Origin of the sequence: Streptomyces sp. NPDC048419 (genome assembly GCF_043200415.1) — a bacterium.
Lineage (GTDB): Bacteria > Actinomycetota > Actinomycetes > Streptomycetales > Streptomycetaceae > Streptomyces.
The window spans coordinates 260,367-282,896 of record NZ_JBICXT010000007.1 but is presented as its reverse complement, the minus strand read 5'-3'; the positions used below and the strand labels follow the sequence as shown (position 1 = coordinate 282,896).

The window sequence follows — 22,530 nt, the reverse complement described above, 5'->3', positions numbered from 1 at the left end:
AGACTCCCGAGGAAGAAAGGTGTCGAAGCGCTTCGACAACCTATGGACACCCACTCTCGCTGAAGCTAGTGTCGAACCACCCTCACCCGCCCCTGTTCGCCATGCGCACTGTCGAAGCGCTTCACATAACTTGGAGAGCTGGATGGTCACCCTCGCCGAGGTCGCCCAGCACGCCGGAGTCTCGGCGAGCACGGTGAGCTACGTCCTCAGCGGCAAGCGGTCCATCTCCACGAACACCAGGGAGCGGGTCGAGCAGAGCATCCGCGAGCTCGGCTACCACCCGAACGCGGGCGCGCGGGCCCTGGCCAGCAGCAGGTCGAACATCATCGCCCTGATGGTCCCGCTGCGCACCGACATGTACGTCCCGGTGATGATGGAGATCGCCATCGCGGTCGCCACCACGGCCCGCGCGCACGGGTACGACGTGCTGCTGCTGACCGGTGAGGAGGGCCCCGACGCGGTGCGCCGGGTCACCGGCAGCGGGCTCGCCGACGCGATGATCCTGATGGACGTAGAGCTCGACGACGAGCGGCTTCCGCTGCTGCGGGGGACCGACCAGCCGTCCGTGCTCATCGGGCTGCCCGCCGAGACCACCGGACTGACCTGCGTCGACCTGGACTTCAGGGCGACGGGCGCGCTGTGCGTCGAGCACCTGGCGATGCTCGGCCACCGCGACATCGCTGTCATCGGTGAGGCGCCCGCGGTCTACGAGCGGCACACCGGATTCGCGGAGCGCACGCTCGACGGACTGCGCTCGCGCGCCCAGGAGCTGGGCGTGCGGCTGCTGCACCGGCCGTGCGAGGGCGGGTACGACGCCATGGCCGTCACCCTCGCCCGCATCCTCGACGAGCGCCCGGGCACCACGGGCTTCGTCGTGCAGAACGAGTCGGCGATCGAGCCGCTGCTGGCCCTGCTGCGCCAGCAGGGCCGCGCGGTGCCCGAGGACGTCTCGGTGGTCGCGGTCTGCCCGGAGCAGGTCGCCGTCCAGGCCTCGGTGCGGCTGACGTCCGTCGCCATCCCCGCGCAGGAGATGGGCCGGCACGCGGTGGAGCGGCTGGTCGCCAAGCTCGAGGGCCGCGGTGCCGACGAAGTCGTACTGATCTCCCCTGAGTTGACGGTCCGGACGAGCACGGGTCCGGCCCCCGCCAGCAGTTCCTGACCTCTGCTTTCCCATGCCCTTCGGGCACCCTCATGTCCTTTCGGGAGCACCGTTCGTGAATCAGCCTGCCGAAAACCAGACTCGGATCAGCCTCGCGCAGTCGTCCCCCACCGTCGGCACCTTCCGTGAGCGGGACGGCGCGCTGGAGTGGAGCGGCCGTCAGGAGACCCTTCGCGTCGAACCGTGGGGTCCGGACGCGGTCCGGGTCCGGGCGCGGCTCGGCGGCCCCGTCCTGGAGCAGACACCGGGCGCGCTCCTCGACGAGGTCCCGGCCACCGTGAGCAGCATCAAGATCGGTGACAGTGAAGGGCAGTTGACCGTCGGCGCGCTGACCGTCCAGGTGAGCGCCGAGGGCCTGGTCCGCTTCCTGCGCACCGACGACCTCTCGGAGATCCTGGCCGAGGAGCGCGCCCACTTCTGGTGGCCGGGCTCGCGCCTCTACACCCCCGTCGGCAACGGCCACCACCGTCTGGAGCAGCGCTTCGCCGCCTACGACGACGAGAAGCTGTACGGCCTGGGCCAGCACCAGCACGGCCGTCTCGACCAGAAGGGCCTGGTCGTCGACCTGGTCCAGCGCAACGCCGAGGTCAGCATCCCGGTGCTCTCCTCCAGCCGCGGCTACACCCTGCTGTGGAACAACCCGGCGATCGGCCGTGTGGAGCTGGCGTACAACGGCACGCGCTGGGTGGCCGACTCGGCCCGCCAGATCGACTACTGGATCACCGCGGGCGGCCCGGCCGACGGCCAGCGCCGCTACAGCGCGGTCACGGGCCGGACGCCGATGCTGCCCCGGTGGGCGGCGGGCTTCTGGCAGTGCAAGCTGCGCTACCGCACCCAGGACGAACTCCTCGCCGTGGCACGGGAGTACAGGCGGCGCGGGCTGCCGATCTCGGCGATCGTCTGCGACTTCTTCCACTGGACGCACCTCGGCGAGTGGAAGTTCGACCCGGCCGAGTGGCCGGACCCGGCGGCGATGGTCCGTGAACTGGACGAGCTGGGCATCAAGTTGGTGGTCAGCGTCTGGCCGTCGGTGTCGCCGCTGAGCGAGAACCACCCCGTGATGGAGCAGCGCGGCTACTTCATCGGCACCGAGTACGGTCCGGCGGCCCACGCCGACTGGCCGGACAAGCAGGTCGCCTCCACCGTCCAGGTCGCCTTCTACGACGCCACGAACCCGGACGCCCGTGAGTTCGTGTGGTCGCGGGTGAGGGAGAACTACCTGGAGCCGTACGGCATCACCGCCTTCTGGCTGGACGCCTGCGAGCCCGAGCTCAAACCCGGCTTCCAGGAGAACCTGCGCTACTGGACGGGCCCCGGCCTGGAGGTCGGCAACAGCTACCCGGCGGAGAACTCCCGCACCTTCCACGAGGGCCTGCACGCGTCCGGCGAGACCGAGGTGGTCACGCTCAACCGCTCGGCCTGGGCGGGCAGCCAGCGCTACGGCGCCGCCCTGTGGTCCGGCGACATCGGCACCGACTTCCCGACCCTGCGCCGCCAGATCGCGGCGGGCCTCAACACCGCGATGTCCGGCATCCCCTGGTGGAACACGGACATCGGCGGCTTCCACGGCGGCGACCCGGACGACCCGGCCTACCGCGAGGTCATGATCCGCTGGTTCCAGTTCGGTGCCCTGTCCCCGCTGATGCGCCTGCACGGCTTCCGCGACCCGGGCATGCCGCTGGGCCCTCGGATGACCGGCGGCCCGAACGAGGTGTGGTCGTACGGCGAGGAGGCCGGCGCGATCATGGAGCGGTACCTGCGGCTGCGCGAGCGCCTGAAGCCGTACGTCCTCGAGGTGATGCGTCAGGCGCACGAGGAAGGGCTGCCGGTGATGCGGCCGCTGTTCCTGGAGTTCCCCGACGACCGGGCTGCCTGGACGGTCGACGACGCGTACCTGTTCGGCCGGGACCTGCTGATCGCCCCCGTGCTGACGGCGGGGGCGACGGCCCGCACGGTGCGTCTGCCGGCGGGGGCCGTGTGGACGGACGCGTGGACCGGTGAGGAGTACGCGGGGGGTGCGACCGTCACGGTCGACGCGCCGCTGGAGCGGATCCCGTTGTTTCTGCGGGACGGGGCCCGGTTGCCTGTCGCGCCTCAGGACGTGCCGCTCTAGGGCGGTGGGCGGCTGCCGCCTCGTCGTGGCTGGTCGCGCAGTTCCCCGCGCCCCTTTCGGGGCGCGGGGGACTGATCGCTCAACTGCTGCTGACACTCTCGCTGTTGACCGTGAAGTTCAGGCCGCCGGACGAGGACGTGATCTCGAAGCCGAACTGGAGGTCCCCGACGGTCACGTTGCCGAACCAGCCCTTGGTGTCCTTGATCCACTTCAGGATCGGCAGGATGCTGACGGTGCCTGAGCTGGAGTTGGACGTGCGGACGAACGAGAAGACGTCGTTGGAGCCGTTGTTGCCCTTGTAGACGGTCCAGGTGTGACCGCCCAGGGTGAGGGTGCCCTGCGAGGTCCCGAGCGGTCCCACGGCTCCGGTCTTGTTCATCCAGAGCATGATCTCGTACTTGTAGCCGGTGTCCCAGATGTCGTACGACGTGTTGTACGCGCCCGACGACGGCACGGAGACGTTGTAGCTGCTGGAGAGCGAACCGAGCGAGGTGATCGACTTGTTGATCACCTTCTTGGCGTTGGGATAGGCCTTGATGCCGCCGGTGTTCGGGTGGTTGGCGTTGACTCCCCAGTTGGTGCCGGAGTTGGCCCAGATGCACTGGCTGCCGGCGCCGGAGCCCCAGATGTCGTTGTAGAGCGTGTAGCCGTTCAGCGTGGTGCTGCCCCACTGGTCGCAGGAGCTCCAGACGGCGGCCGAGGCGGGGGCGGAGGTGAGGCTCACGGTGGCGCCGAGCGCGAGGGCGGGGGCGGTCAGCGCCATGGTGATCCTGCGGGCGAGCGTGCGTGTTGCCATGGTGTCCCTTCCATGGGTGGGGGGAAGTGCGCGGATCACCACGTCCTCAGGGTGAGGACGTGGTCTTCTCCGGCGGCCAGGTCGAGCGGACGGGCGCCGGAGGAAGTCCGGAGTTCGACGCGGTGGGTACGGCTGGGGCGGATCACCGCGGTCGCTTCGTTCGGGGTCCAGGTGAGGTCGAGCCGGGCGCCGAACCGCGTGCGTACGCCGCGGAGTTGTCCCTGCGGGTACGCGGCCGGGAGCGCGGGCAGCAGGACCAGCCGGTCCGGGGTGGACTGCACGAGCATCTCGATGAGCACGGCGGGCAGGGTGTGCGCGGCGTCCGCGTTGTAGACGTCGCGGTGCGGGTAGTGCGCGCTCATCAGGGAGGCGTGGAAGAAGTCGCCCCCGAGCACCTGGCCGAGCGCGTGCGCGACCCGTTCGCCGTCCCGCAGCCGGGCGGCGACGAGGGCGTGGTGCAGATGGCCGTGCGCCGAGTCGTTCTCGGCGCCGCGCAGTTCGAGCGCGCGACGGGCGGCGGCGGCGAGGTCCGGGGTGTCGTACGGGTTGATCTCCTCCAGCGGCCAGACGCCGTAGAGATGGCTGAGGTGGCGGTGGTCGTAGGTGTCGTCGAGGCCGGGCCAGGCCCACTCGGCGAGGGCGCCGTCCGCGTTGACGCGGTGCGGGGGCAGCCGCTCCGCGAGGGCACGCCAGCGGCCGGCCTCCGGGGTGTCCGGGTGGTGGCCGGCGGCGGCCAGCAGGGCGTGCCGGGCGGCCGAGAGGTCCATGGCCGCGTTGATCGCACCCCAGCCGGCGTTCGCGGGACGGTTCTCGGGCGAGTAGGAGGGCACGACCACCGGGCGCCCGTCCTTGTCGGTCCGATTGAGGAAGTCCTCGTAGAACAGGGCCACTTGGGCGAGGGCGTGGGCGGTGCGCGGGTCTCTGGCGCCGGTGGTCTCGTCGTGGTCGACGAGCGGTTTGAGCAGCCAGTCGGCGCCCGCGGTCCACAGGTGCAGGGGGTACTCACGGCTGAAGTGGTACGAGAGCCCGGACTCGCCGTCGGTGTGGGCGGGGGCGACGACGCCCCGGGCGCCGAAGACCGTGCGGGCGTTCTCGCCCCAGTCGGCGAGCTGCCGGCCGATCAGCGTGGCGTGCGCCTCGGTGACCTCCGGCAGGGCGGCGGCCACCGCGGACGCCGTCTGGAGGTTGAGGTTCGCGTCGTTGGTGAACGCGCCGGACCAGGCGGTGTTCCAGTCGCCGGTCCACAGGCCGGTGAGCCGCGGCGGGAAGAGACCGCTCGCCGAGAGCAGGTGGTGGCGGCCCGCGGCGAAGAGGCGCTCCAGGAGGGCGGGGCTGCCCGGGCGGGTGAGCAACTCCGAGCCCGGCAGGGCGCGTTCGGCGGGATCGCCGCCCAGGTCGAGGGTGACCCGCTCGTAGGCGGTGCGGTGCAGGGCGGTGTGCCGGTCGAGGAGCGTCGTGTACGGGTCCGCCTCGCCCTCCGGCACCAGGCGGCGCAGGTCGCGGGCGGGCGGTGCGGTGTCCAGCTCGCCGGTGTGCCGCAGCACCCGCGTGAGCAGCAGGACCGACTCGGCGCCGGTGACCCGGAGCCCCGGAGGCGTGAGGGTCGTCCGGCCGCCGGTGACCACGACGAGGGTGAGTCCGGTGTAACCCGTACCGCTGCCCGGATACCTGACCCGGAGTGTGAGCAGGGCGCCCTCCGCGGTGAGCACGGCGCCGTCGCCCACGGCGAGGCCCGCGGGCGCGCCCGGGAGCCGGTGGTCCAGGGCGATGTGCACGTCCGGGGCCGCGAGGTGCTGGACGATCACGTCGTCCGCCCGCGACACGAAGACCCGGCTGCGCCGGCCCTCGCAGACCGTCTCCGCGACACCCGTGGTGAAGTCGAGAGAGCGGTGGTGGTCGCGCGGTTTTTCGGCGGGCGTCCTGCGCAGCCGTATCTGGAACGCGGGGTGGAAGGGCTGCACCCACTGGAGGTCGCGTCCGTCGGTGAAGTCCTCGGCGGCGTGGAGCTCGCCCGCCAGCAACTGGTCCTGCAACGCGGGGAGTCGCGCGGCCAGTCGGGGCGGGCGGGCGTCCTCGCCGCCGTTGGGGCGGACCAGGGTGTGATGGGTGACGACGACCCGTTCGTCGTTCGGGTCGCCGAACACCAGGGCGCCGTGCCGGCCGTTCCCGCTCAGGAATCCGTCCTCCCAGCGGCTCGCCGGAAGCGGCTCCCAGGTTCCGTGGACGAGGCTCATGGCCGCAGCACCGCCACCCCGTACCGGCCTAGGGTGACCCCGTCCTCGACGGTCGCCCCGGTCAGCAGGTCGCGGTAGGTGCCCGGCACCGCCACGGTGACCGGCTCGCGCCCGTGGTTGAGGACGAAGAGCAGGTCGCCGCGGCGGACCGCCTCGACCTGGTCGGGCAGTTCGTCGAGGACGGGACGGACTCCGGCGTCGCGAGCGATCCGGGCCAGCAGGCCGCGCAGCGCGTGCGGCTCGGGAAGCGTCGAGACGTACCAGGCACGCCCTTTGCGCAGCACGGCGGGCAGACCGGCCAGCTCGCCGCCCTTGTACCTGGCCTCGACCGAGGCGTCCTCGGCGGCCTCGATCTCCTCCGACCACAGGGTCCCGCGCGGACCGTCGGTCTCGGCGCTCTCCCCCGCCTCCAGCGGCCACCACTCGTGCAGCGTGCGGATGCCGAACAGCTCCCGCAGGCGCGGGTCCATGCCGCCGGGGCGCACCCGGTCGTCCTGGTCGGCGACGCCGGTGAGGAAGCCGCAGACGAGGGTGCCGCCGCCCTGGACGTAGCCGAGGAGGTTGTCGACCGCCGCGTCCGTGAGGGCGTACAGCTGGGGGACGACGACCAGTGCGTACGGGCTGAGATCGTGCTCGGGGTGGGCGAAGTCGGTGGTGAGGTGGCCCTGCCACAGGGCGCGGTGCCAGGCGGTGAGGACCTGGGCGTAGTCGACCTGCGTGGACAGCCGGCCCTCGTGGGCGCCGGCCCACCAGGAGTGCCAGTCGTGCAGGATCGCGATCCCGCTCGGGCTGTGGGTGCCCGCCACCGCCCCACCGATCACGGCGAGTTCGGCACCGAGCCGTTTGACCTCCTGGAAGGTGCGTCCCTTCGGCCCCGCGTGCCCGACCATCCCGGAGTGGAACTTCTCGGCGCCCTGCCGGGACTGGCGCCACTGGAAGTAGCAGACGGCGTCGGCGCCGCGGGCGACGGCCTGGAGCGACCAGAGGCGGTTGAGGCCGCGCGGCTTGGGGTGGTTGACGCCCCGCCAGTTGACCGGCCCCGCCGCCTGTTCCATCAGCATCCAGGGGCCGCGGGCCTGCGAGCGGGTCATGTCCTGCACCAGAGCGCCGTGCTGGGCGCCGAAGGGGTCGCGCGGGTCGGGGTAGAGGTCGACCGAGACGACGTCCTCCTCCTCGGCCCACCGCCAGGCGTCCTGCCCGGCCCACAGCGGCATGAAGTTGGTGGTGACCGGGAGGTGCGGGCTGTGCCGGCGGACGATGTCGCGCTCGGCGGCGTAGCACTCCAGGAGCATGTCGGACGTGAACCGCTTGAAGTCCAGCACCTGGCCCGGGTTCTTCAGGTAGTGGGCGTGGCGGGGCGGCAGGATCTCCTCCCACTCGCCGTAGGCCTGACTCCAGAAGGCCGTTCCCCAGGCGGAGTTGAGGACGTCGAGAGTGCCGTACCTCTTCTGCAGCCAGTTGCGGAACCGGGCGGCGGCCTCGTCGCCCCAGTCGTAGGTGCAGTACTCGTTGTTGATGTGCCACATGGTGAGGGCGGGGTGGCCGCCGTAGCGGGCGGCGAGGTCCTCGGTTATGGCGGCGGCGTAGCGCCGGTAGGCGGCGCTGGAGTGCGAGAAGTGCTGGCGCCCGCCCCACCATTCGGTACGGCCGTCCTCGTCACGGGGCAGGGTCTCCGGGTGCAGCCGTCCCAGCCAGGGTGGTGGCGAGGACGTGGGGGTGGCGAGGACGACTCCGATGCCGTTGTCGTGCATCAGATTCATGAGCCGGTCCAGCCACCCGAACTCCCGCGCACCCGGCCGGGGTTCGAGCCGGGCCCACGAAAACACCCCGAGGGTCACGGAGTTGACCCCGGCGTCCTTCATCAGACGGACGTCCTCGGACCAGGTCTCCTCGGGCCACTGCTCGGGGTTGTAGTCCCCGCCGAAGAGAACGCGCCCACGGGTCACGTCACCGAGCCCGGTCATCCCTTGATCGCCCCGGTGAGCATGCCCTTCTTGAAATGCCGCTGCACGAACGGAGACAGCACGGCCACCGGCAGCAGGGCCATCACCATGACGGCCATCTGCACGGCCAGGCCCGACAGTTGCCCCGTCTTGATGGCCTGGCCCAGCCCGACGGGCGCCTGCTGCTTCTGCACGAGCTGGATCATGACGTTCTGCAGCGGCATCATGTCCTGGTCGTTGAGGTACAGGGAGGCGTTGAACCAGGCGCTCCAGTACCCGACGGCGTAGAACAGCGTGATGACGGCGAGCACCGCCCGGGACAGCGGCATCACGATCTGCCACAGGATCCGGAAGTCGCCGGCGCCGTCGATACGCGCGCTGTCGGTCAGTTCCTGCGAGATGCCCATGAAGAAGCCGCGCAGCACAAGGATGTTGAAGACGCTCACCGCGCTCGGCAGGATCAGGGCGAGATAGCTGTCGGTCAGCCCCAGGGACTGGACCAGCAGATACGTGGGGATCAGGCCCGCGCTGAAGAACATCGTCGCCAGCAGCAGCATCAGCAGCCAGCGGTGGCCGAGCGAGCCGACGCGCGAGAGTCCGTAGGCGCACAGGACGGACACCGTCATGGAGAACACCGTGCCGACCAGCGTGACCAGGATGCTGATGATCGCGGCCCGGGTGACCTGGCCGCCGCTCAGCAGCTCCTTGTAGGCGACGAACGTGATGTCCTTGGGGATCATCACCAGGCCGCCCGCCTCGTCGATCGTCCTGCGTGAGGACAGGCTGGTGACGACGACGATCCAAAGCGGGAAGAGGATGCCGAGACAGGCCAGGGTCAGGACCAGGCCCTTGCCGGCCAGGCCGGCCTTGTTCGGCTCCTCCTCCCACACGGGGCGCGGCGGCGCGGCCCACGGGGACGGCTCCCGCAGCGGTGGGTTGTCGATGACGGCGGTCACTTCTTGTACACCCCCTGCTCGCCCATGAGATGGGCCACCTTGTTCGCGGCGAGGACCAGCCCGAGGCTGACCACGCCCTTGATCAGACCGGCCGCGGCCGCGTAGCCGAAGTCCTGGTTGCGTACGCCGTTCCACCACACGAAGGTGTCCAGGACCTCGGCCGCCCCCGGGCCGACGGCGTCGCGCTGGAGCAGGATCTGCTCGAAGCCGACGGTCAGCGCGTCGCCCACGCGCAGCACCAGCAGCAGGGCGATCACCGGCCGCAGCGCGGGCAGGGTGACGTGCCACATGCGGCGCCAGCGCCCGGCGCCGTCCATCGCGGCCGCCTCGTAGAGGTCGGGGCTGACCGAGGCCAGCGCCGCGAGGAAGACGATGATCCCCCAGCCGGCGTCCTTCCAGACCCCCTCCGCCGTGACGAGGAACTTGAAGGTGGACGGGTCGGTCATGATGTCCAGCCCGTCGTAGCCGTGCTGTCGCAGCAGTTGCGACAACACCCCCGCGCCGCCGAAGAGTTGCTGGAAGACGGCGATGACGAGCACCCACGAGAAGAAGTGCGGGAGGTACATGATCGCCTGCGAGATCGCCCGCACCCGCGGCCGGACCACGCTGTTGATGAGCAGCGCGAGCGCGATCGGGATCGGGAAGAACAGCACCAGTTGCAGGGAGAACAGCACCAGCGTGTTCTGCACCGCGTTCCAGAAGGCCGAGTCCTCGAAGATCCGCTGGAAGTTCTCCAGGCCGACCCACGGGCTGTGCAGCATGGAGACGACGCCGTTGTCGCTGACGTAGGGGTCGTAGTCCTGGAAGGCGACGATGTTGCCCAGGATCGGCAGGTAGTTGAAGAGCAGCATCAGCAGGACCGCCGGCAGCGTCATCAGGAGCAGGAGGCGGTCACGTCTGAATCTGAGGCGCAAAGCCAGCTTCCCGCTCCTCGCCCTTTTCGCCCTCGTGCCGGTTCCGCCGGCACTGCCGGACGTCGCCGGGGTCTCGTCCGCGTGGTCGTGCGCCTCGGCCCTGCTGCGAGGCACCGTGCTGTGGGACACGGCCGTTCTCCTTGCCTCGGTGCCGGGTCAGCTCGCCGAAGAGCCGTTGTCGTCGAGCAGCTTCTGGTACCAGTCGCGCAGCTTGTCGCCGCCCTTGCTCTTCCAGTCGGCGACGGCCTGCTGCATGTCGCCGATCTTCTTGCGGCCGCGGGTGATGTCGTCCTCGAGCTGCTCGAAGTCGTTGCCGAGGTTGGTGTAGCGGGACGGCTCGGTGATCATCTGGCCGTAGAAGCTGGACTTCGTGGTGAAGGCGCCCATCCGCTGCTGCCACTCGACCTGGGCCTTGGCGACGTCGGGGAAGTCGGGGTGGGCGATGGTGGCGGCCGGGCTCGCGACCATGACGTAGGCGTTGAGGACCTCGTTGTTGCCCTGGGTGGTCTTGGTGGGCACGCCGTTCTTGACGGTGTAGTCGGTGCCCTCGGGGCCGTAGTTGGTGAGCATGTACTCCTTGGTGCCGTACGGCGCGGCGGTGACGTTGGCGACGGCCAGCGCGTCCCGGATCACGGACTCCGGGGCCTTCTTGTTGATGAAGGCGAAGATGCCCGCGGGCTGTTCGGCCCAGAGCGAAGGGTCGCCGCCGTCGTGGCCGAAGATGTCCATGCCCCAGATCTTGTAGTCCGGGTTCTGGGTGGCCTGTTCGGCGGTGCGGCTCCACCACTGGCTGATGTTCTGGGCGTAGATCAGGAACTCGCCGGCCGCGAACTTGGGCCCCGGGTCGGGGGCGTTCTTGCCCATCTTGGCGTCGGGGTGCACGACTCCGGCGGCGAACAGCTTGCGGGTCCACTCCAGCGCTTCGAGGTACTCGTCGGTCTCGATGCGGTTGACCAGCTTGCCGCCGACGAGGTTCCAGCCGAGCGGCTTCTCGCTGCCGGAGAGCACGCCGAAGGCCTGGAAGGCCGTCCACTTCATGTCCGTGCAGGCCCAGCGCTTGGCCCTGGCGTTGGTGATCTCCTTCGCCAGGGACATGAACTCGTCCGCGGAGCGCGGGACTTCGTAGCCCTCCTTGTCGAAGACGTCCTTGCGGTAGAGGGGCACGATGCCGGTGACGTACGGGGAGGGCTGCGGCAGGCCGCGCAGCTTGCCGCCGATGATGCAGCGGCGCCAGGCGTCGGTCGGGATGGCGGCGAGGTTGGGGTAGTCCTTGATCTTGTCGCCGGAGAGGTAGGGGCCGAGGTCGGCGAACTTGCCGATGATGGCGGTGGGTATCTTGCCGCCCATGTTCCAGCTCGGGACGACCACCATGTCCGGTACGTCGCTGGAGGCCAGGACCGCGCCGAGCTTCTGGTCGTAGGTGTTGCCGTCCTGGTTCTGCCAGACGACGTCGACGCCGATCAGGTCGTTCATCGCCTTGTAGTAGGCGTTGTCCTGCTTGGGCGGCGAACCCCAGAACGGCGACATGACGGTGAGCTTGCCGCCCTTGCCGAGCTTCTTGGGGACCGAGGTCTTGAGGCCTTCGAGGTCGAGCTTGCCGGTGAAGCCGATCGCCGAGCCGTTCTTCGCCGGGATGTCCGGGCTCACCACGTTGCCGGCGACGTAGGACGGCAGCAGCTTCTTCGCGCCCTTGCCCCCGGAGGACCCTCCCCCCGACGTGCTGTCCGACCCGCCGCAGGCGGCGAGCAGCGGCATCCCGCCCGCCACCGCGGCGGTGGCGACCGCCGTGGAGGCGAGGAAGCTTCTCCGGCTGGGACCGGAGGACCCGGAGGAGGCGGAAGCGGCGTTCGGCGTCATTGCGTCAACCCTTCATGGCGCACCAGGACACCCGGCGGTGGCCGTCGGCTGCGGTGTCTCGAGTGGAACTGGCTGAGCGGAAGCGGTTCTTGGACCCTGCACCGGACCCTCTGCAGGTGACCCACGCAGGCGAATTCGATAGTCGAAGCGCTTCGATGTCGGTGTGAGGTTAAGTGAACACCAGGGGGTGCACAAGGGCCGCTCCCAAGATTCCTCGGCGCCTCCACGACCGACCAATTCTCATGTGGCGCTTGAAGTGACGGTGAGGAGCCCTTGACACCTGACGGCCTCTCGAATCAGCATCGAAGCGCTTCGAAAGCGCCACGCCGCTTCATCACAAAGGGATCCCACGTGACCGCACAGACGCCGCCCACGCCGCCGTTCCGCGATCCGCAACTGCCGTTCGCGAAGCGCATCGACGACCTGCTCCAGCGGCTCACGCTCGACGAGAAGATCTCCTTCCTGCATCAGTTCGCACCGGCGGTGGAGCGCCTCGGCGTCGGCGCCTTCCGCACCGGGCAGGAGGCGCTGCACGGAGTCGCCTGGATGGGCCCGGCCACCGTCTTCCCGCAGGCGGTCGGCCTCGGAGCCACCTGGAACACGGATCTCGTACGGCGGATCGGCGAGGCGGTCTCCAGGGAGGCCCGTGCGATGCGCGCCCATGACGACCGGGTGGGCCTCAACGTCTGGTCGCCCACGGTGAACCTGCTGCGCCACCCGCTGTGGGGCCGCAACGAGGAGGGTTACTCCGAGGACCCGAAGCTGACGTCGGCCATCGCCACCGCGTACACCCGGGGCCTGCGGGGTGAGCACCCCGTGTACTGGCGCACGGCGCCCGTGCTCAAGCACTGGCTCGCCCACAACAACGAGACGGACCGCGCGACTTCGTCCAGCTCGGTGCGCCCGCGCGTGCTGCACGAGTACGACCTGCGCGCCTTCCGCGAGACGGTCGAGGCGGGCGCGGTGGCCGGGGTGATGCCCGCGTACAACCTGGTCAACGGCCGCCCCAACCACGTCTCGCCGTATCTGCGCGAGCAGTTGCGCACCTGGACCGAGGAGGACCTGCTGGTCTGCTCGGACGCGGGCGCGCCCTCCAACCTGGTCGACCCCGAGCACTACTTCGCCACCCACGAGGAGGCGACGGCGGCCGCGCTGCGGGCGGGCGTCGACAGCTTCACCGACCACGGCACGGACAGCACGCAGATCGTGGGGCGGGTCAAAAGGGCCTACGAACAGGGGCTGTTGACCGAGGGCGACATCGACACCGCCGTCCGCCGCCAGCTCTCCGTGCGCTTCCGGCTCGGTGAGTTCGACCCGCAGGACGATCCGCACACCGGCACCAAGGACTTCGACACCCCGGCGCACCGCGCGCTCGCCCAGCAGGCCGCGGAGCAGGCGGTCGTGCTCCTGAAGAACGAGGGGCTGCTGCCACTGGCCCCCGACGCCCGCATCGCCGTGGTGGGCCTGCTCGCCGACGAGTGCAAGCTCGACTGGTACAGCGGCACGCTCATCCACCGCTCCACCCCGCTGGAGGGCCTGTACGAGCGGTTCGGCGCCGAGCGCGTGCGGTTCGCGGAGGGCGTGGACCGGGTCCGGCTGAAGACCTCCGCCGGTACGTTTCTGCACGTGGTGCCGTCGGACGCGGCCGACGAGGCGCGCGGCGCCGAGGGCGCCCTGGACCCGGCCCTGCTCGCGGGCCGCACCGACCTGCCCCCGCTCACCACGGACGCCGTCGGCACCGAGTTCGCGCTGACCGACTGGGGCGAGGGCGTGCTGACGCTGCGCGCACCCGACGGCCGGTATCTGTCGGTCGCCGAGGACGGCCGCGTGCGCGCCTCCGCGGACCAGCCGGGCGGCTGGGTCGTGCAGGAGACGTTCCGCCTGGAACCCCACGACGGCGGCCACCTCCTCCGGCACCTGGGTACGGGTCGCCATGTCTGTGTCGCCGCCGACGGGGTGAAGGTTGCCGACGCGGACCCGGAGGTGTTCGGGCTCGTCGTGACCGAGCGCGGCGAGGACGCGGTGGCGCGGGCCGCCGCGCAGGCCGACGTGGTGCTGGTGGTCGCGGGCAACGACCCGCACATCAACGGCCGGGAGACCGAGGACCGTACGACGCTGCGGCTCCCCGCCCATCAGGAGCGCATCCTGCGCGCGGCCCGCGCCGCGAACCCGGACACCGTGCTGGCACTGACCTCCGCGTATCCGTACGCCGTCGACACCGCGGCCCTCCCGGCGGTGCTGTGGACCGCGCACGGCGGCCAGGCCGCGGGCACCGCCCTGGCCCGGGTGCTGTCCGGCGACGTCTCCCCCGCGGGCCGCCTCCCGCAGACCTGGTACGAGACGGACGCCGACCTGCCCGGACTGCTGGACTACGACGTGATCGGCGGCCGGCAGACCTATCTGTACTTCGAGGGGACGCCGCTGTTCCCGTTCGGGCACGGCCTGTCGTACGCGTCGTTCTCCTACGAGGACCTGTCGGTCCGGATCGACGGTGCGGCGGTGCACGTCTCCTTCGCGGTCACCAACACCGGTGACGTCACCGCCGACGAGGTCGCGCAGCTCTACACCCGCGCCGTGGAGCCGTCGGTGCCGCGCCCGCGCCGCGAGCTGGTCGCACACCGCCGGATCACCCTTGCGCCGGGCGCGCGAGCCGACCTGTCCTTCCAAGTCCCCCTGTCCGCCTTCGAGTTCTGGGACGTCGCCCGCGGCGGGTGGCGGCTGGAGCCGGGCCCCTACGAACTCCTGGCGGGCGCCTCCAGCGAGGACGTCCGGCTGCGGACGACGGCACTCCTGGACGGCGAGCCCGGCGCCCCGCGCCCGGCCGTCCGACGCGGCCTGGACGCGGCCGGCTTCGACGAGCAGAGCGGGGCCGCCGTCGTCGACCGTACGAAGGAGGCGGGGGACGCGGTGACACCGGCGGACGGCAGGAGCGCCGAACTCGTCTACCGCGACTGCGACTTCGGGGACGGCGTCACCGAGGTGAGCGTCTCGGTGGCGGGCGGGGGAGTCGTCGATCTGTCCCTGGACGGGGGCGCGCCGCTCGCCTCACTGACGTCGCAGGGCATCGCCCCGGACGACCCGTACGCGTACACGACGCTCCGCACCGGCCTCGTGGCCGAGGGCGTGCGCGATGTCCACCTCAGACTGCGCGGCCCCTTGCGGCTCGCGCATGTCGGCTTCTCCGGTTGAGGGGCCGGAGCGGGCCGGCACTGAAGGGGCCCGGCACCGGAAGGCATCGGTGCCGGGCCCCTTCGAGGATTGGCTAGAGAGCCAGACCGGTGAGGACCAGTACACGCTCGTACGTGTAGTCGTCCATCGCGAACTTCACGCCCTCGCGGCCCACGCCGGACTGCTTGGCGCCGCCGTACGGCATCTGGTCGGCGCGGTAGGAGGGGACGTCGCCGACGACGACGCCACCGACCTCCAGCGCGCGGTGGGCGCGGAAGGCGACCTGGAGGTCGTGCGTGAACACACCTGCCTGGAGGCCGTACTTGGAGTCGTTGACCGCGGCGAACGCCTCGGCCTCGCCGTCCACCTTCCGCACGGTGAGGACGGGTCCGAAGACCTCCTCGCAGGAGATGGTCACCTCGGCCGGCACGTCGGCGAGGACGGTCGGCGCGTAGGAGGCGCCGTCGCGGTCGCCGCCGGTGAGGAGCGTGGCGCCGACCTCGACGGCCTCCTTCACCCACGACTCCACGCGCTTGGCCGCGTCCTCGCTGACCAGCGGGCCGACGTCGGTCTTGTCGTCGCCCGGGTCGCCGGTCCCCTGGGCCTCGACGGCGGCGACGATGCGCGGCAGCAGGCGGTCGTAGACGGACGCGTCCGCGATGACCCGCTGCACCGAGATGCAGGACTGGCCGCCCTGGTAGTTGGAGAAGGTGGCGATGCGGGTCGCCGCCCAGTCGAGGTCGGCGTCGGAGGCGTAGTCGCCGAGGACGACGGCCGCGCCGTTGCCGCCGAGCTCCAGGGTGCAGTGCTTGCGCGGCACCGAGTCCATGATCGCGTAGCCGACCTTCTCGGAACCGGTGAAGGAGATGACCGGCAGGCGCTCGTCCTGGACCAGGGCGGGCATCTTGTCGTTGGCGACCGGGAGGATGCTCCAGGAGCCGGCCGGGAGGTCGGTCTCGGCGAGCAGGTCACCGATGACGAGGCCGGAGAGCGGGGTGGCCGGGGCCGGCTTCAGGATGATCGGCGCACCGGCCGCGATCGCCGGGGCGATCTTGTGGGCGCAGAGGTTGAGCGGGAAGTTGAAGGGCGCGATGCCGAGGACCACGCCCTTCGGGAAGCGGCGGGTGAGGGCGAGCCGGCCCTGGCCGCCGGCGTCGGTGTCGAGGCGCTGGGCCTCGCCGCCGTTGAAGCGGCGGGCCTCCTCCGCGGCGAACCGGAAGACGGAGACGGCGCGGCCGACCTCGCCGCGGGCCCACTTGATCGGCTTGCCGTTCTCGGCGGAGATCAGCTGGGCGATCTCCTCGGTGCGCTCGGCCAGGCGCTTGCTGACGTGGTCGAGGGCGGCGGCGCGGACGTGGGCCGGGGTCGCGGCGAAGTCGTCGAGGACGGCGTGGGCGGCGGCGACGGCCTCCTCGACCTGGGCGTCCGTCGGCACGCTGACCTTGCCGACGAGCCGGCCGTCCCACGGGGAGGTCACGTCGAAGGTGTCGTCGCCCGTGGCCTGGCGGCCGGCGAGCCAGAAGGCGGTGGTGGAAGTCATGAGGTCCCGGCCCTTCCGCGGTAGGGGGTGTGCAGGGTGGTCCGTGACCACGGTAGGACGGTGGGGGCGGAGTCGCGTTTCGCCGGTGTGTAGTGGTCGCATGCGGGAGTGCGACGGTTCGGCCATTTTCAGCCCACGGGAAGCAGCACGGGCCACCTCACCCCATGCGCGCGGCACTCACTCCGTCGACGTCGCCTTCAGCGCCAGCCACAGCTCCATGCGGGCGTCCGGGTCGTCCAGGGAACGCCCCAGGATCTCCTCGACCCGGCGCATCCGGTAACGCAGCGTGTGCCGGTGGACGCCCAGGTCCGCCGCCGCCGCGTCCCACTGGCCGTGGCGGGAGAGCCAGGCGCGCAGGGAGGCCACCAGGTCGCCGCGGCCGGTCGCGTCGTGCTCGTACAGCGGGCGGAGCAGCCCGTCCGCGAAAGCCTTGACCGCGTCGTCGGCGAGCAACGGCAGCACCGACCCGGAGGCCAGCTGCTCGTGCGCCACACACACCCGGCCCCGCCGCCGGGCCACCGACAGCGCCTGCTCGGCCTGCTTGTACGCCGCCGCGGCCGCTATCGGTCCCACCGGCGCCGACAGCCCCACCACGATCTCGTCCTCGTCACCGGCGGGCTCCCGCGCCGTCGCCGCGTCGGAGCGCGCGGCCTCCACACCCGCCGCGTACTCCCCGCACGCGGCGACCGCCGCGCCCCCGTCCGCGGCCAGCGCGATCAGCTGCTCCCCCTCGGGTACGACCAGCACGGCCTCCCCCGCCCGCGCGGCCGCCGACTCCACGATCTCGGCGAGCACGCCCAGCGGATCGGCGGCCGGGTCGGCCGCGGCGCGCGCGCTCGACACCGACTCGGCGACGATCATCCGGAAGGGAGCGTCCAGGAGGCCCCCGTACAGATGGCCCGCGACGGCCCGCGCGTGGTCCGGCTCGCCCGCGAGGAGCATGCGCAGCACCGCCGCTCCGAGGCGCTGCTGCGCCGCGTGCAGCGACCTCGACCGCTCCGTGGTGAGCGTGAGCAGCGCGATCGCCGAGTGCAGCGCGTACCTCTCCGCCGTGCCGAGGGCCGCCGCCGTGCCCACCGCGAGCGCGGCGCGCGCCCGGCGCTCCGTGCCCAGCGAGTGCAGTTCGACGCGGTCCTCGTTGTCCGGCGGGCCGACCACCGAGGACGCGGGCGCCGGCCGCTCGCGCAGCCGCTCCACCTCCGCCGTCAGCCGCGCGGCCCGCCGGCCCGCCCACTCCGGGGCCGTGGCGACGACGGTGCCCGAGACGTCGTAGAGCGCCGCCCAGCCGTCGACCTGCGCGGCGAGCGCGGACAGGACCCCCTCGGGGCCGGCCGTCAGCGCCTGCTTGGTCAGTTCACGCTGCGCGGCGAAGCCGGCCGTCACCGCCCGGTACTGGTCGGCCGCGATGGCCGCCGAGACCGCCTTGCTGATGGCGAGGAAGGGCGTGCGGCGCGGCACCTCGAGCAGCGGCAGCCCCTCTTCCTCCGCCGCGTCGACCAGCGCCTTCGGGATCTCCTCGTAGTTGACGCCGATGGCGAAGCCCAGCCCCACCACCCCGGCGCCGACCAGCCGCTTCACGTAGCGCCGCATCGCCTCCGGGTCCTCCGCGTCCAGCTTCAGCGCGGTGACCAGCAGCAGCTCGCCGCCCTCCATGTACGGCACGGGATCGGCGAGTTCGCTGACGTGCGCCCAGCGGACGGGCACGTCCAGGCGGTCCTCATCCGCGCGCACGGTGAGCTTGAGCGCGGGGTGGTGGACGAGCGAAGCAAGCGTCGGAGGCATGGGACCTTCAGGTCAGGTTTGCGTGGACCGGGCGAACCTTGTGATCTTTGGCCGCTTGGTATGAACGGCGTGTGCAGATTCTGCCTCACCGTACGGTCACCCTGCGCCTCGGTGTCCAGACCTAATCCCTCAGATCCACCAGCAGCGGGGGCGCGTGCTCCCCCTTCACATTCGTCAGGGACAGCACCGCGTGGCCCGGCGGCACCCCGTGCGCCAGCTCGGAGGCCGACCACCGCTCCCGCTCGACCTGCCGCACGGTCACCGCCCGCGCGGTCGGCGCCTTGCCGGTGATCACCCGGCGCAGCATGTGCACGGCCTTGCCTGCCGGGGTCTCGGCGATGATCTGCCGGTCGGTGACGTCCCGCGCCTCCGTCCACTCCTTGCCCCAGACCTCGGCGAAGTCCTGCCCGTCCCAGGGGGTGAGCCCGGAGAGCGCCATCCGGCAGCCGGCGCTGCCGAGCAGCGGCCCGCGCAGCGGCCTCGGCACGTCGTCCAGGGTGCGCAGGGTGAGCACGGCACCGGCGTTCGCCGAGCGCAGCCGCTGGATCCCGCGCACCGCCTCCGGCGTCACGACGCCCGTCGCGTCGTCCAGCACCAGGCAGGCGAACAGCGAACGGTCCTCGCGCACCGCGACGCTCGCCGTGAACTGCGCGAGCACCAGCCGCGCCAGCATCCGCGACGCGTCCGCGTGCCCGCGCTCGGGCAGGTCGACACGGACCCGCACCGGGTGGTCGAGGGCCTTGAGCGAGAACGGCTTCGACTGCCCCGAGGTGTCGAAGAACCCGGCGAAGGCGGGCCGGTCCAGCAGGGCCACCCGGTCCGCGAGCACCGCCGCGGCGTCACCCGGGTGCCCCGACTGCCGCTGCCGTGCGTCCAGTTCCCGCAGCAGGGAGTCGTGTCCGGAGCCCTGCAGCGCCGTGCGCAGCTCGTCCAGGGGGCCGGGCGCCCCGTCCAGCAGCTGCCGCAGCTCCGGTACGGAGGGGAAGCGGCCGTGGACCGCCCGGAACGGCCCGAGCAACTGGGCGAGCACGGTCGTGGACCGCCGGCTGTCACTGCCCGGATGCGGATCGGCGAGATCCCCGACGAGCGCCTCGGCGAGCACGGCCGCCGCCTCGTCGGGGTCCCCGCTCCCGCCGTAGAGATCGAGGTCGTACACGGATTCCGGATTGCCGATGCGTACGACGACGTCGTAGGAGTCGGCCGGTCCGAGCGCCGCGCCCGCGGCTGCGACCACGACCACGGCGGCCCGTCCGGCGAGGGCGTGCAGGCAGAGGGACTCGGCGAGCGGCTGGACCACGCTGGCGGTCTTGCCGGAGCCGGCCGGGCCGACCGCCAGCAGGGAGGTGCCGAGCAGATCGGTGCCGAGGCCGAGGCCGGCCCCGCGGTAGGCGTACGGGTTGCGGGGGTCGTCGGCGGTCGTGCCGAGCCGCACCTGCCCGGTCAACAGGTCGTGCCGGGCCAGCCGGGCCGGCAGGTCGCGTTCCCCGGAGGGGTGCAGACAGGCGGCGGCGCCGTCCTGGAGCACGGCGCGGGTGAAGGCGGCGAGGGTGTGCCGGCCGGTGCGCACGCCCTGCCAGGCGCGGACGATCCGGGCGTGGTCCACGTCCCGCATCAGTCCCGATCGGGCCTCGGTGGCCAGCCGCTCGGCGGCGTCCTCGGCCCCGGCGGCCCGCAGCTGGGGCCACTCGACGGGGTCCTGCTCGGGAACGGGCGGGCGTTCGGCGCGGGGCGCCGTCCGCTTCCAGGCGGGCGGGCCGTAGCGGCGCCAGATCTCGCCCCAGCGGCCGAGGCGGCCCACGCCGATCATGATGACCAGGGCGATGAGCACGTAGTAGGCGTAGACCACCACGACCGAGCCGAAGCTGTGCGGCTGGGCCCAGGAGTCGGGGATCATCGCGTAGAGCGGGAGCAGCCACCAGCCGCCGAGGTAGCCGTTCCACAGCAGCGACCAGACGAGCCAGCCGACCAGGAAGGCGATCACCGCGCCGCTGATCAGCTGGCGGGCGGGGATGAGCTCGGGCTCCTCCTCCGGGCGCGGCCGGTGCCCGAACCGCCACACACCGGGCAGCGCGTCCGGGCGCGGCGCCCGCAGCCAGTTCAGGAACGCCGACCCGTCCGGCCGCGGCGGTACGCCCGGGGCCGTGGCGGGCCTGGGCGGCGCCGACGGCATCCGAGGTGGTCCCGCCGGACGTGGGACCGGGTTCGCATGCGTACCCCGCGCGTCCTGCGTCCCGTCGCTGTCCATCGCCCTCGCCCCTTGACCAGCCGCTCCGTCCACCGTCAGCGGTCAATCTAACGCCCCGTCCGGGCAGTTCACCGCTTTACACGGCCGGGGTCCGTGACCGGCACCATGTCCACGGTGGACAATCGCGTCGGCCGACAACGCCCACATGGAGCATGCCCACCTTTCATCCCCCGTCCTAGCCTGCGAGAAAAGAAGGCAAGAGTCCGTAAAACGCCATCCGCACCACCGCGCAGAACCCCAGGAGCCCCTCATGAGCGCACTTCCGCAGGAGCGCCGGATCGTCACCGCCATCCCCGGCCCGAAGTCGCAGGAACTGCAGGCCCGCCGCACCGCCACGGTCGCGCAGGGCGTGGGCTCCGTGCTGCCCGTGTTCACCGCCCGCGCGGGCGGCGGGATCATCGAGGACGTCGACGGCAACCGGCTCATCGACTTCGGCTCCGGCATCGCCGTGACCTCGGTCGGCGCCTCCGCCGAGGCCGTCGTGCGCCGGGCCTCCGCCCAGCTCGCGGACTTCACCCACACCTGTTTCATGGTCACCCCCTACGAGGGCTACGTGGAGGTCGCCGAGGCCCTCGCCGAGCTCACCCCGGGTGACCACGCCAAGAAGTCCGCGCTGTTCAACAGCGGCGCCGAGGCCGTCGAGAACGCCGTCAAGATCGCGCGTGCCTACACCAAGCGCCAGGCCGTGGTCGTCTTCGACCACGGCTACCACGGCCGCACCAACCTCACGATGGCGCTGACGGCGAAGAACATGCCGTACAAGCACGGCTTCGGCCCGTTCGCGCCCGAGGTCTACCGGGTGCCGGTGGCCTACGGCTACCGCTGGCCGACCGGTGCCGAGAACGCAGGGCCCGAGGCCGCCGCGCAGGCCATCGACCAGATCACCAAGCAGGTCGGCCCGGACAACGTGGCCGCGATCATCATCGAGCCGGTGCTCGGCGAGGGCGGCTTCATCGAGCCCGCGCAGGGCTTTTTGCCCGCGATCCGCAAGTTCGCCTCGGACAACGGCATCGTCTTCGTCGCCGACGAGATCCAGTCCGGCTTCTGCCGCACCGGCCAGTGGTTCGCGTGCGAGGACGAGGGCATCGTCCCCGACCTGATCACGACCGCGAAGGGCATCGCCGGCGGTCTGCCGCTGGCCGCCGTGACCGGCCGCGCCGAGATCATGGACGCCGCCCACGCCGGCGGCCTGGGCGGTACCTACGGCGGCAACCCGGTGGCCTGCGCCGGTGCGCTCGGCGCCATCGAGACCATGAAGGAGCTCGACCTCAACGCCAGGGCGAAGAACATCGAGGCGATCATGAAGGGCCGCCTGACCGCCATGGCCGACAAGTTCGACATCATCGGTGACGTGCGTGGCCGCGGCGCCATGATCGCCATCGAGCTGGTCAAGGACCGTACGACCAAGGAGCCCGACGCGGAGGCGACCGCCGCGCTGGCCAAGGCCTGCCACCAGGAGGGCCTGCTGGTTCTGACCTGTGGCACCTACGGCAACGTGCTCCGCTTCCTGCCCCCGCTCGTGATCGGCGAGGACCTGCTCAACGAGGGCCTCGACATCATCGAGCAGGCCTTCGCCCGTATCTGAGGCACGGAATGGCTGCGTCAGGCCGTGTGAAGAACGTGTGCGAGGTGGATGGCGGGACGCGATTCCGCCTGTCTTCAGCCCATCTGCTGCCGTAGGTTCTACCCAGATGAGAGATACACCCCGCTCACAGGGGACTGTGGGCGACTTCAGGCCGTGGCCTCCCCAGCTACGACCTGGTCGTGCCCTCGCGCACACACCCGGAGTTTCTGGCTCCGGATCTCCTCACCGATCGGACAGT

The 22,530-nt window shown here is 71.5% G+C and carries 13 protein-coding genes; 4 read left to right on the top strand and 9 right to left on the bottom strand.

The features are described 5' to 3' along the window. The first annotated feature begins 142 nt into the window (after window positions 1-142). Together ACGFYN_RS18170 and ACGFYN_RS18165 are read left to right on the top strand one after the other, a co-directional pair. The gene (locus ACGFYN_RS18170) at window positions 143-1,159 is read left to right on the top strand and encodes a LacI family DNA-binding transcriptional regulator (RefSeq protein ID WP_393866807.1); all 1,017 of its coding nucleotides are present in this window, start codon (window positions 143-145) and stop codon (window positions 1,157-1,159) included. 55 nt (window positions 1,160-1,214) lie between these two features. Beyond that, a complete protein-coding gene (locus tag ACGFYN_RS18165) occupies window positions 1,215-3,272 on the top strand; it encodes a TIM-barrel domain-containing protein (RefSeq protein WP_393866806.1) in 2,058 nt (685 codons plus the stop codon). Between the two features lie 79 nt (window positions 3,273-3,351). Here ACGFYN_RS18165 and ACGFYN_RS18160 read toward each other — a convergent pair whose 3' ends face one another. The 6 genes from ACGFYN_RS18160 to ACGFYN_RS18135 are packed head-to-tail and all read right to left on the bottom strand — an operon-like array spanning window position 3,352 to window position 11,972. After that, window positions 3,352-4,068 carry a hypothetical protein gene (locus tag ACGFYN_RS18160; RefSeq protein WP_393866805.1) on the bottom strand — a complete coding sequence of 239 codons (717 nt, stop codon included), beginning with the start codon at window positions 4,066-4,068 and terminating at the stop codon, window positions 3,352-3,354. Window positions 4,069-4,103: 35 nt separating this feature from the next. Beyond that, a complete protein-coding gene (locus ACGFYN_RS18155; RefSeq protein ID WP_393866804.1) occupies window positions 4,104-6,302 on the bottom strand; it encodes a glycoside hydrolase N-terminal domain-containing protein in 2,199 nt (732 codons plus the stop codon). Continuing rightward, window positions 6,299-8,266, bottom strand: coding sequence for a beta-galactosidase (locus ACGFYN_RS18150; protein ID WP_393866803.1), 1,968 nt, complete (start codon window positions 8,264-8,266; stop codon window positions 6,299-6,301). The genes ACGFYN_RS18155 and ACGFYN_RS18150 overlap by 4 nt, the downstream gene beginning before the upstream one ends. After that, window positions 8,263-9,201 (bottom strand): carbohydrate ABC transporter permease, encoded by a 939-nt coding sequence (locus ACGFYN_RS18145; protein ID WP_393866802.1) that lies wholly within the window; start codon window positions 9,199-9,201, stop codon window positions 8,263-8,265. The genes ACGFYN_RS18150 and ACGFYN_RS18145 overlap by 4 nt, the downstream gene beginning before the upstream one ends. Further along, window positions 9,198-10,244: an ABC transporter permease gene (locus ACGFYN_RS18140; RefSeq protein WP_393866801.1), complete on the bottom strand. Its 1,047-nt coding sequence runs from the start codon at window positions 10,242-10,244 to the stop codon at window positions 9,198-9,200. Before ACGFYN_RS18140 ends, ACGFYN_RS18145 begins: the two co-directional genes overlap by 4 nt. A 27-nt stretch (window positions 10,245-10,271) precedes the next feature. Next, window positions 10,272-11,972, bottom strand: coding sequence for an extracellular solute-binding protein (locus tag ACGFYN_RS18135; RefSeq protein WP_393866800.1), 1,701 nt, complete (start codon window positions 11,970-11,972; stop codon window positions 10,272-10,274). 351 nt (window positions 11,973-12,323) lie between these two features. Between ACGFYN_RS18135 and ACGFYN_RS18130 the strand changes: the two genes are divergently transcribed. Further along, complete coding sequence (locus ACGFYN_RS18130; protein ID WP_393866799.1) at window positions 12,324-15,161, top strand: glycoside hydrolase family 3 C-terminal domain-containing protein; 2,838 nt, start codon at window positions 12,324-12,326, stop codon at window positions 15,159-15,161. A 73-nt stretch (window positions 15,162-15,234) separates the two neighbouring features. Here the strand turns inward: ACGFYN_RS18130 and ACGFYN_RS18125 are convergent, their stop codons facing one another. The 3 genes from ACGFYN_RS18125 to ACGFYN_RS18115 all read right to left on the bottom strand — a co-directional run bounded on the left by ACGFYN_RS18125 (window position 15,235) and on the right by ACGFYN_RS18115 (window position 20,707). Then, the gene (locus ACGFYN_RS18125; protein WP_393866798.1) at window positions 15,235-16,680 is read right to left on the bottom strand and encodes an aldehyde dehydrogenase family protein; all 1,446 of its coding nucleotides are present in this window, start codon (window positions 16,678-16,680) and stop codon (window positions 15,235-15,237) included. Window positions 16,681-16,857: 177 nt separating this feature from the next. After that, on the bottom strand, window positions 16,858-18,462 hold the full coding sequence (locus ACGFYN_RS18120; RefSeq protein ID WP_393866797.1) for a PucR family transcriptional regulator: 1,605 nt from the start codon (window positions 18,460-18,462) through the stop codon (window positions 16,858-16,860). A gap of 121 nt (window positions 18,463-18,583) precedes the next feature. Continuing rightward, on the bottom strand, window positions 18,584-20,707 hold the full coding sequence (locus ACGFYN_RS18115; RefSeq protein WP_393866796.1) for an ATP-binding protein: 2,124 nt from the start codon (window positions 20,705-20,707) through the stop codon (window positions 18,584-18,586). A gap of 250 nt (window positions 20,708-20,957) precedes the next feature. Here ACGFYN_RS18115 and gabT point away from each other — a divergent pair, with 250 nt between their 5' ends. Beyond that, window positions 20,958-22,292 (top strand): 4-aminobutyrate--2-oxoglutarate transaminase, encoded by a 1,335-nt coding sequence (gene gabT / locus ACGFYN_RS18110; RefSeq protein ID WP_393866795.1) that lies wholly within the window; start codon window positions 20,958-20,960, stop codon window positions 22,290-22,292. The last annotated feature ends 238 nt before the right edge of the window (window positions 22,293-22,530 follow it).

Coding starts and splice junctions, on each gene's coding strand:
- ACGFYN_RS18170 (WP_393866807.1), top strand. CDS start 143: ATGGTCACCCTCGCCGAGGTCGCCCAGCACGCCGGAGTCTCGGCGAGC.
- ACGFYN_RS18160 (WP_393866805.1), bottom strand. CDS start 4,068: ATGGCAACACGCACGCTCGCCCGCAGGATCACCATGGCGCTGACCGCC.
- ACGFYN_RS18155 (WP_393866804.1), bottom strand. CDS start 6,302: ATGAGCCTCGTCCACGGAACCTGGGAGCCGCTTCCGGCGAGCCGCTGG.
- ACGFYN_RS18150 (WP_393866803.1), bottom strand. CDS start 8,266: ATGACCGGGCTCGGTGACGTGACCCGTGGGCGCGTTCTCTTCGGCGGG.
- ACGFYN_RS18135 (WP_393866800.1), bottom strand. CDS start 11,972: ATGACGCCGAACGCCGCTTCCGCCTCCTCCGGGTCCTCCGGTCCCAGC.
- ACGFYN_RS18125 (WP_393866798.1), bottom strand. CDS start 16,680: ATGACTTCCACCACCGCCTTCTGGCTCGCCGGCCGCCAGGCCACGGGC.
- ACGFYN_RS18120 (WP_393866797.1), bottom strand. CDS start 18,462: ATGCCTCCGACGCTTGCTTCGCTCGTCCACCACCCCGCGCTCAAGCTC.
- ACGFYN_RS18115 (WP_393866796.1), bottom strand. CDS start 20,707: ATGGACAGCGACGGGACGCAGGACGCGCGGGGTACGCATGCGAACCCG.
- gabT (WP_393866795.1), top strand. CDS start 20,958: ATGAGCGCACTTCCGCAGGAGCGCCGGATCGTCACCGCCATCCCCGGC.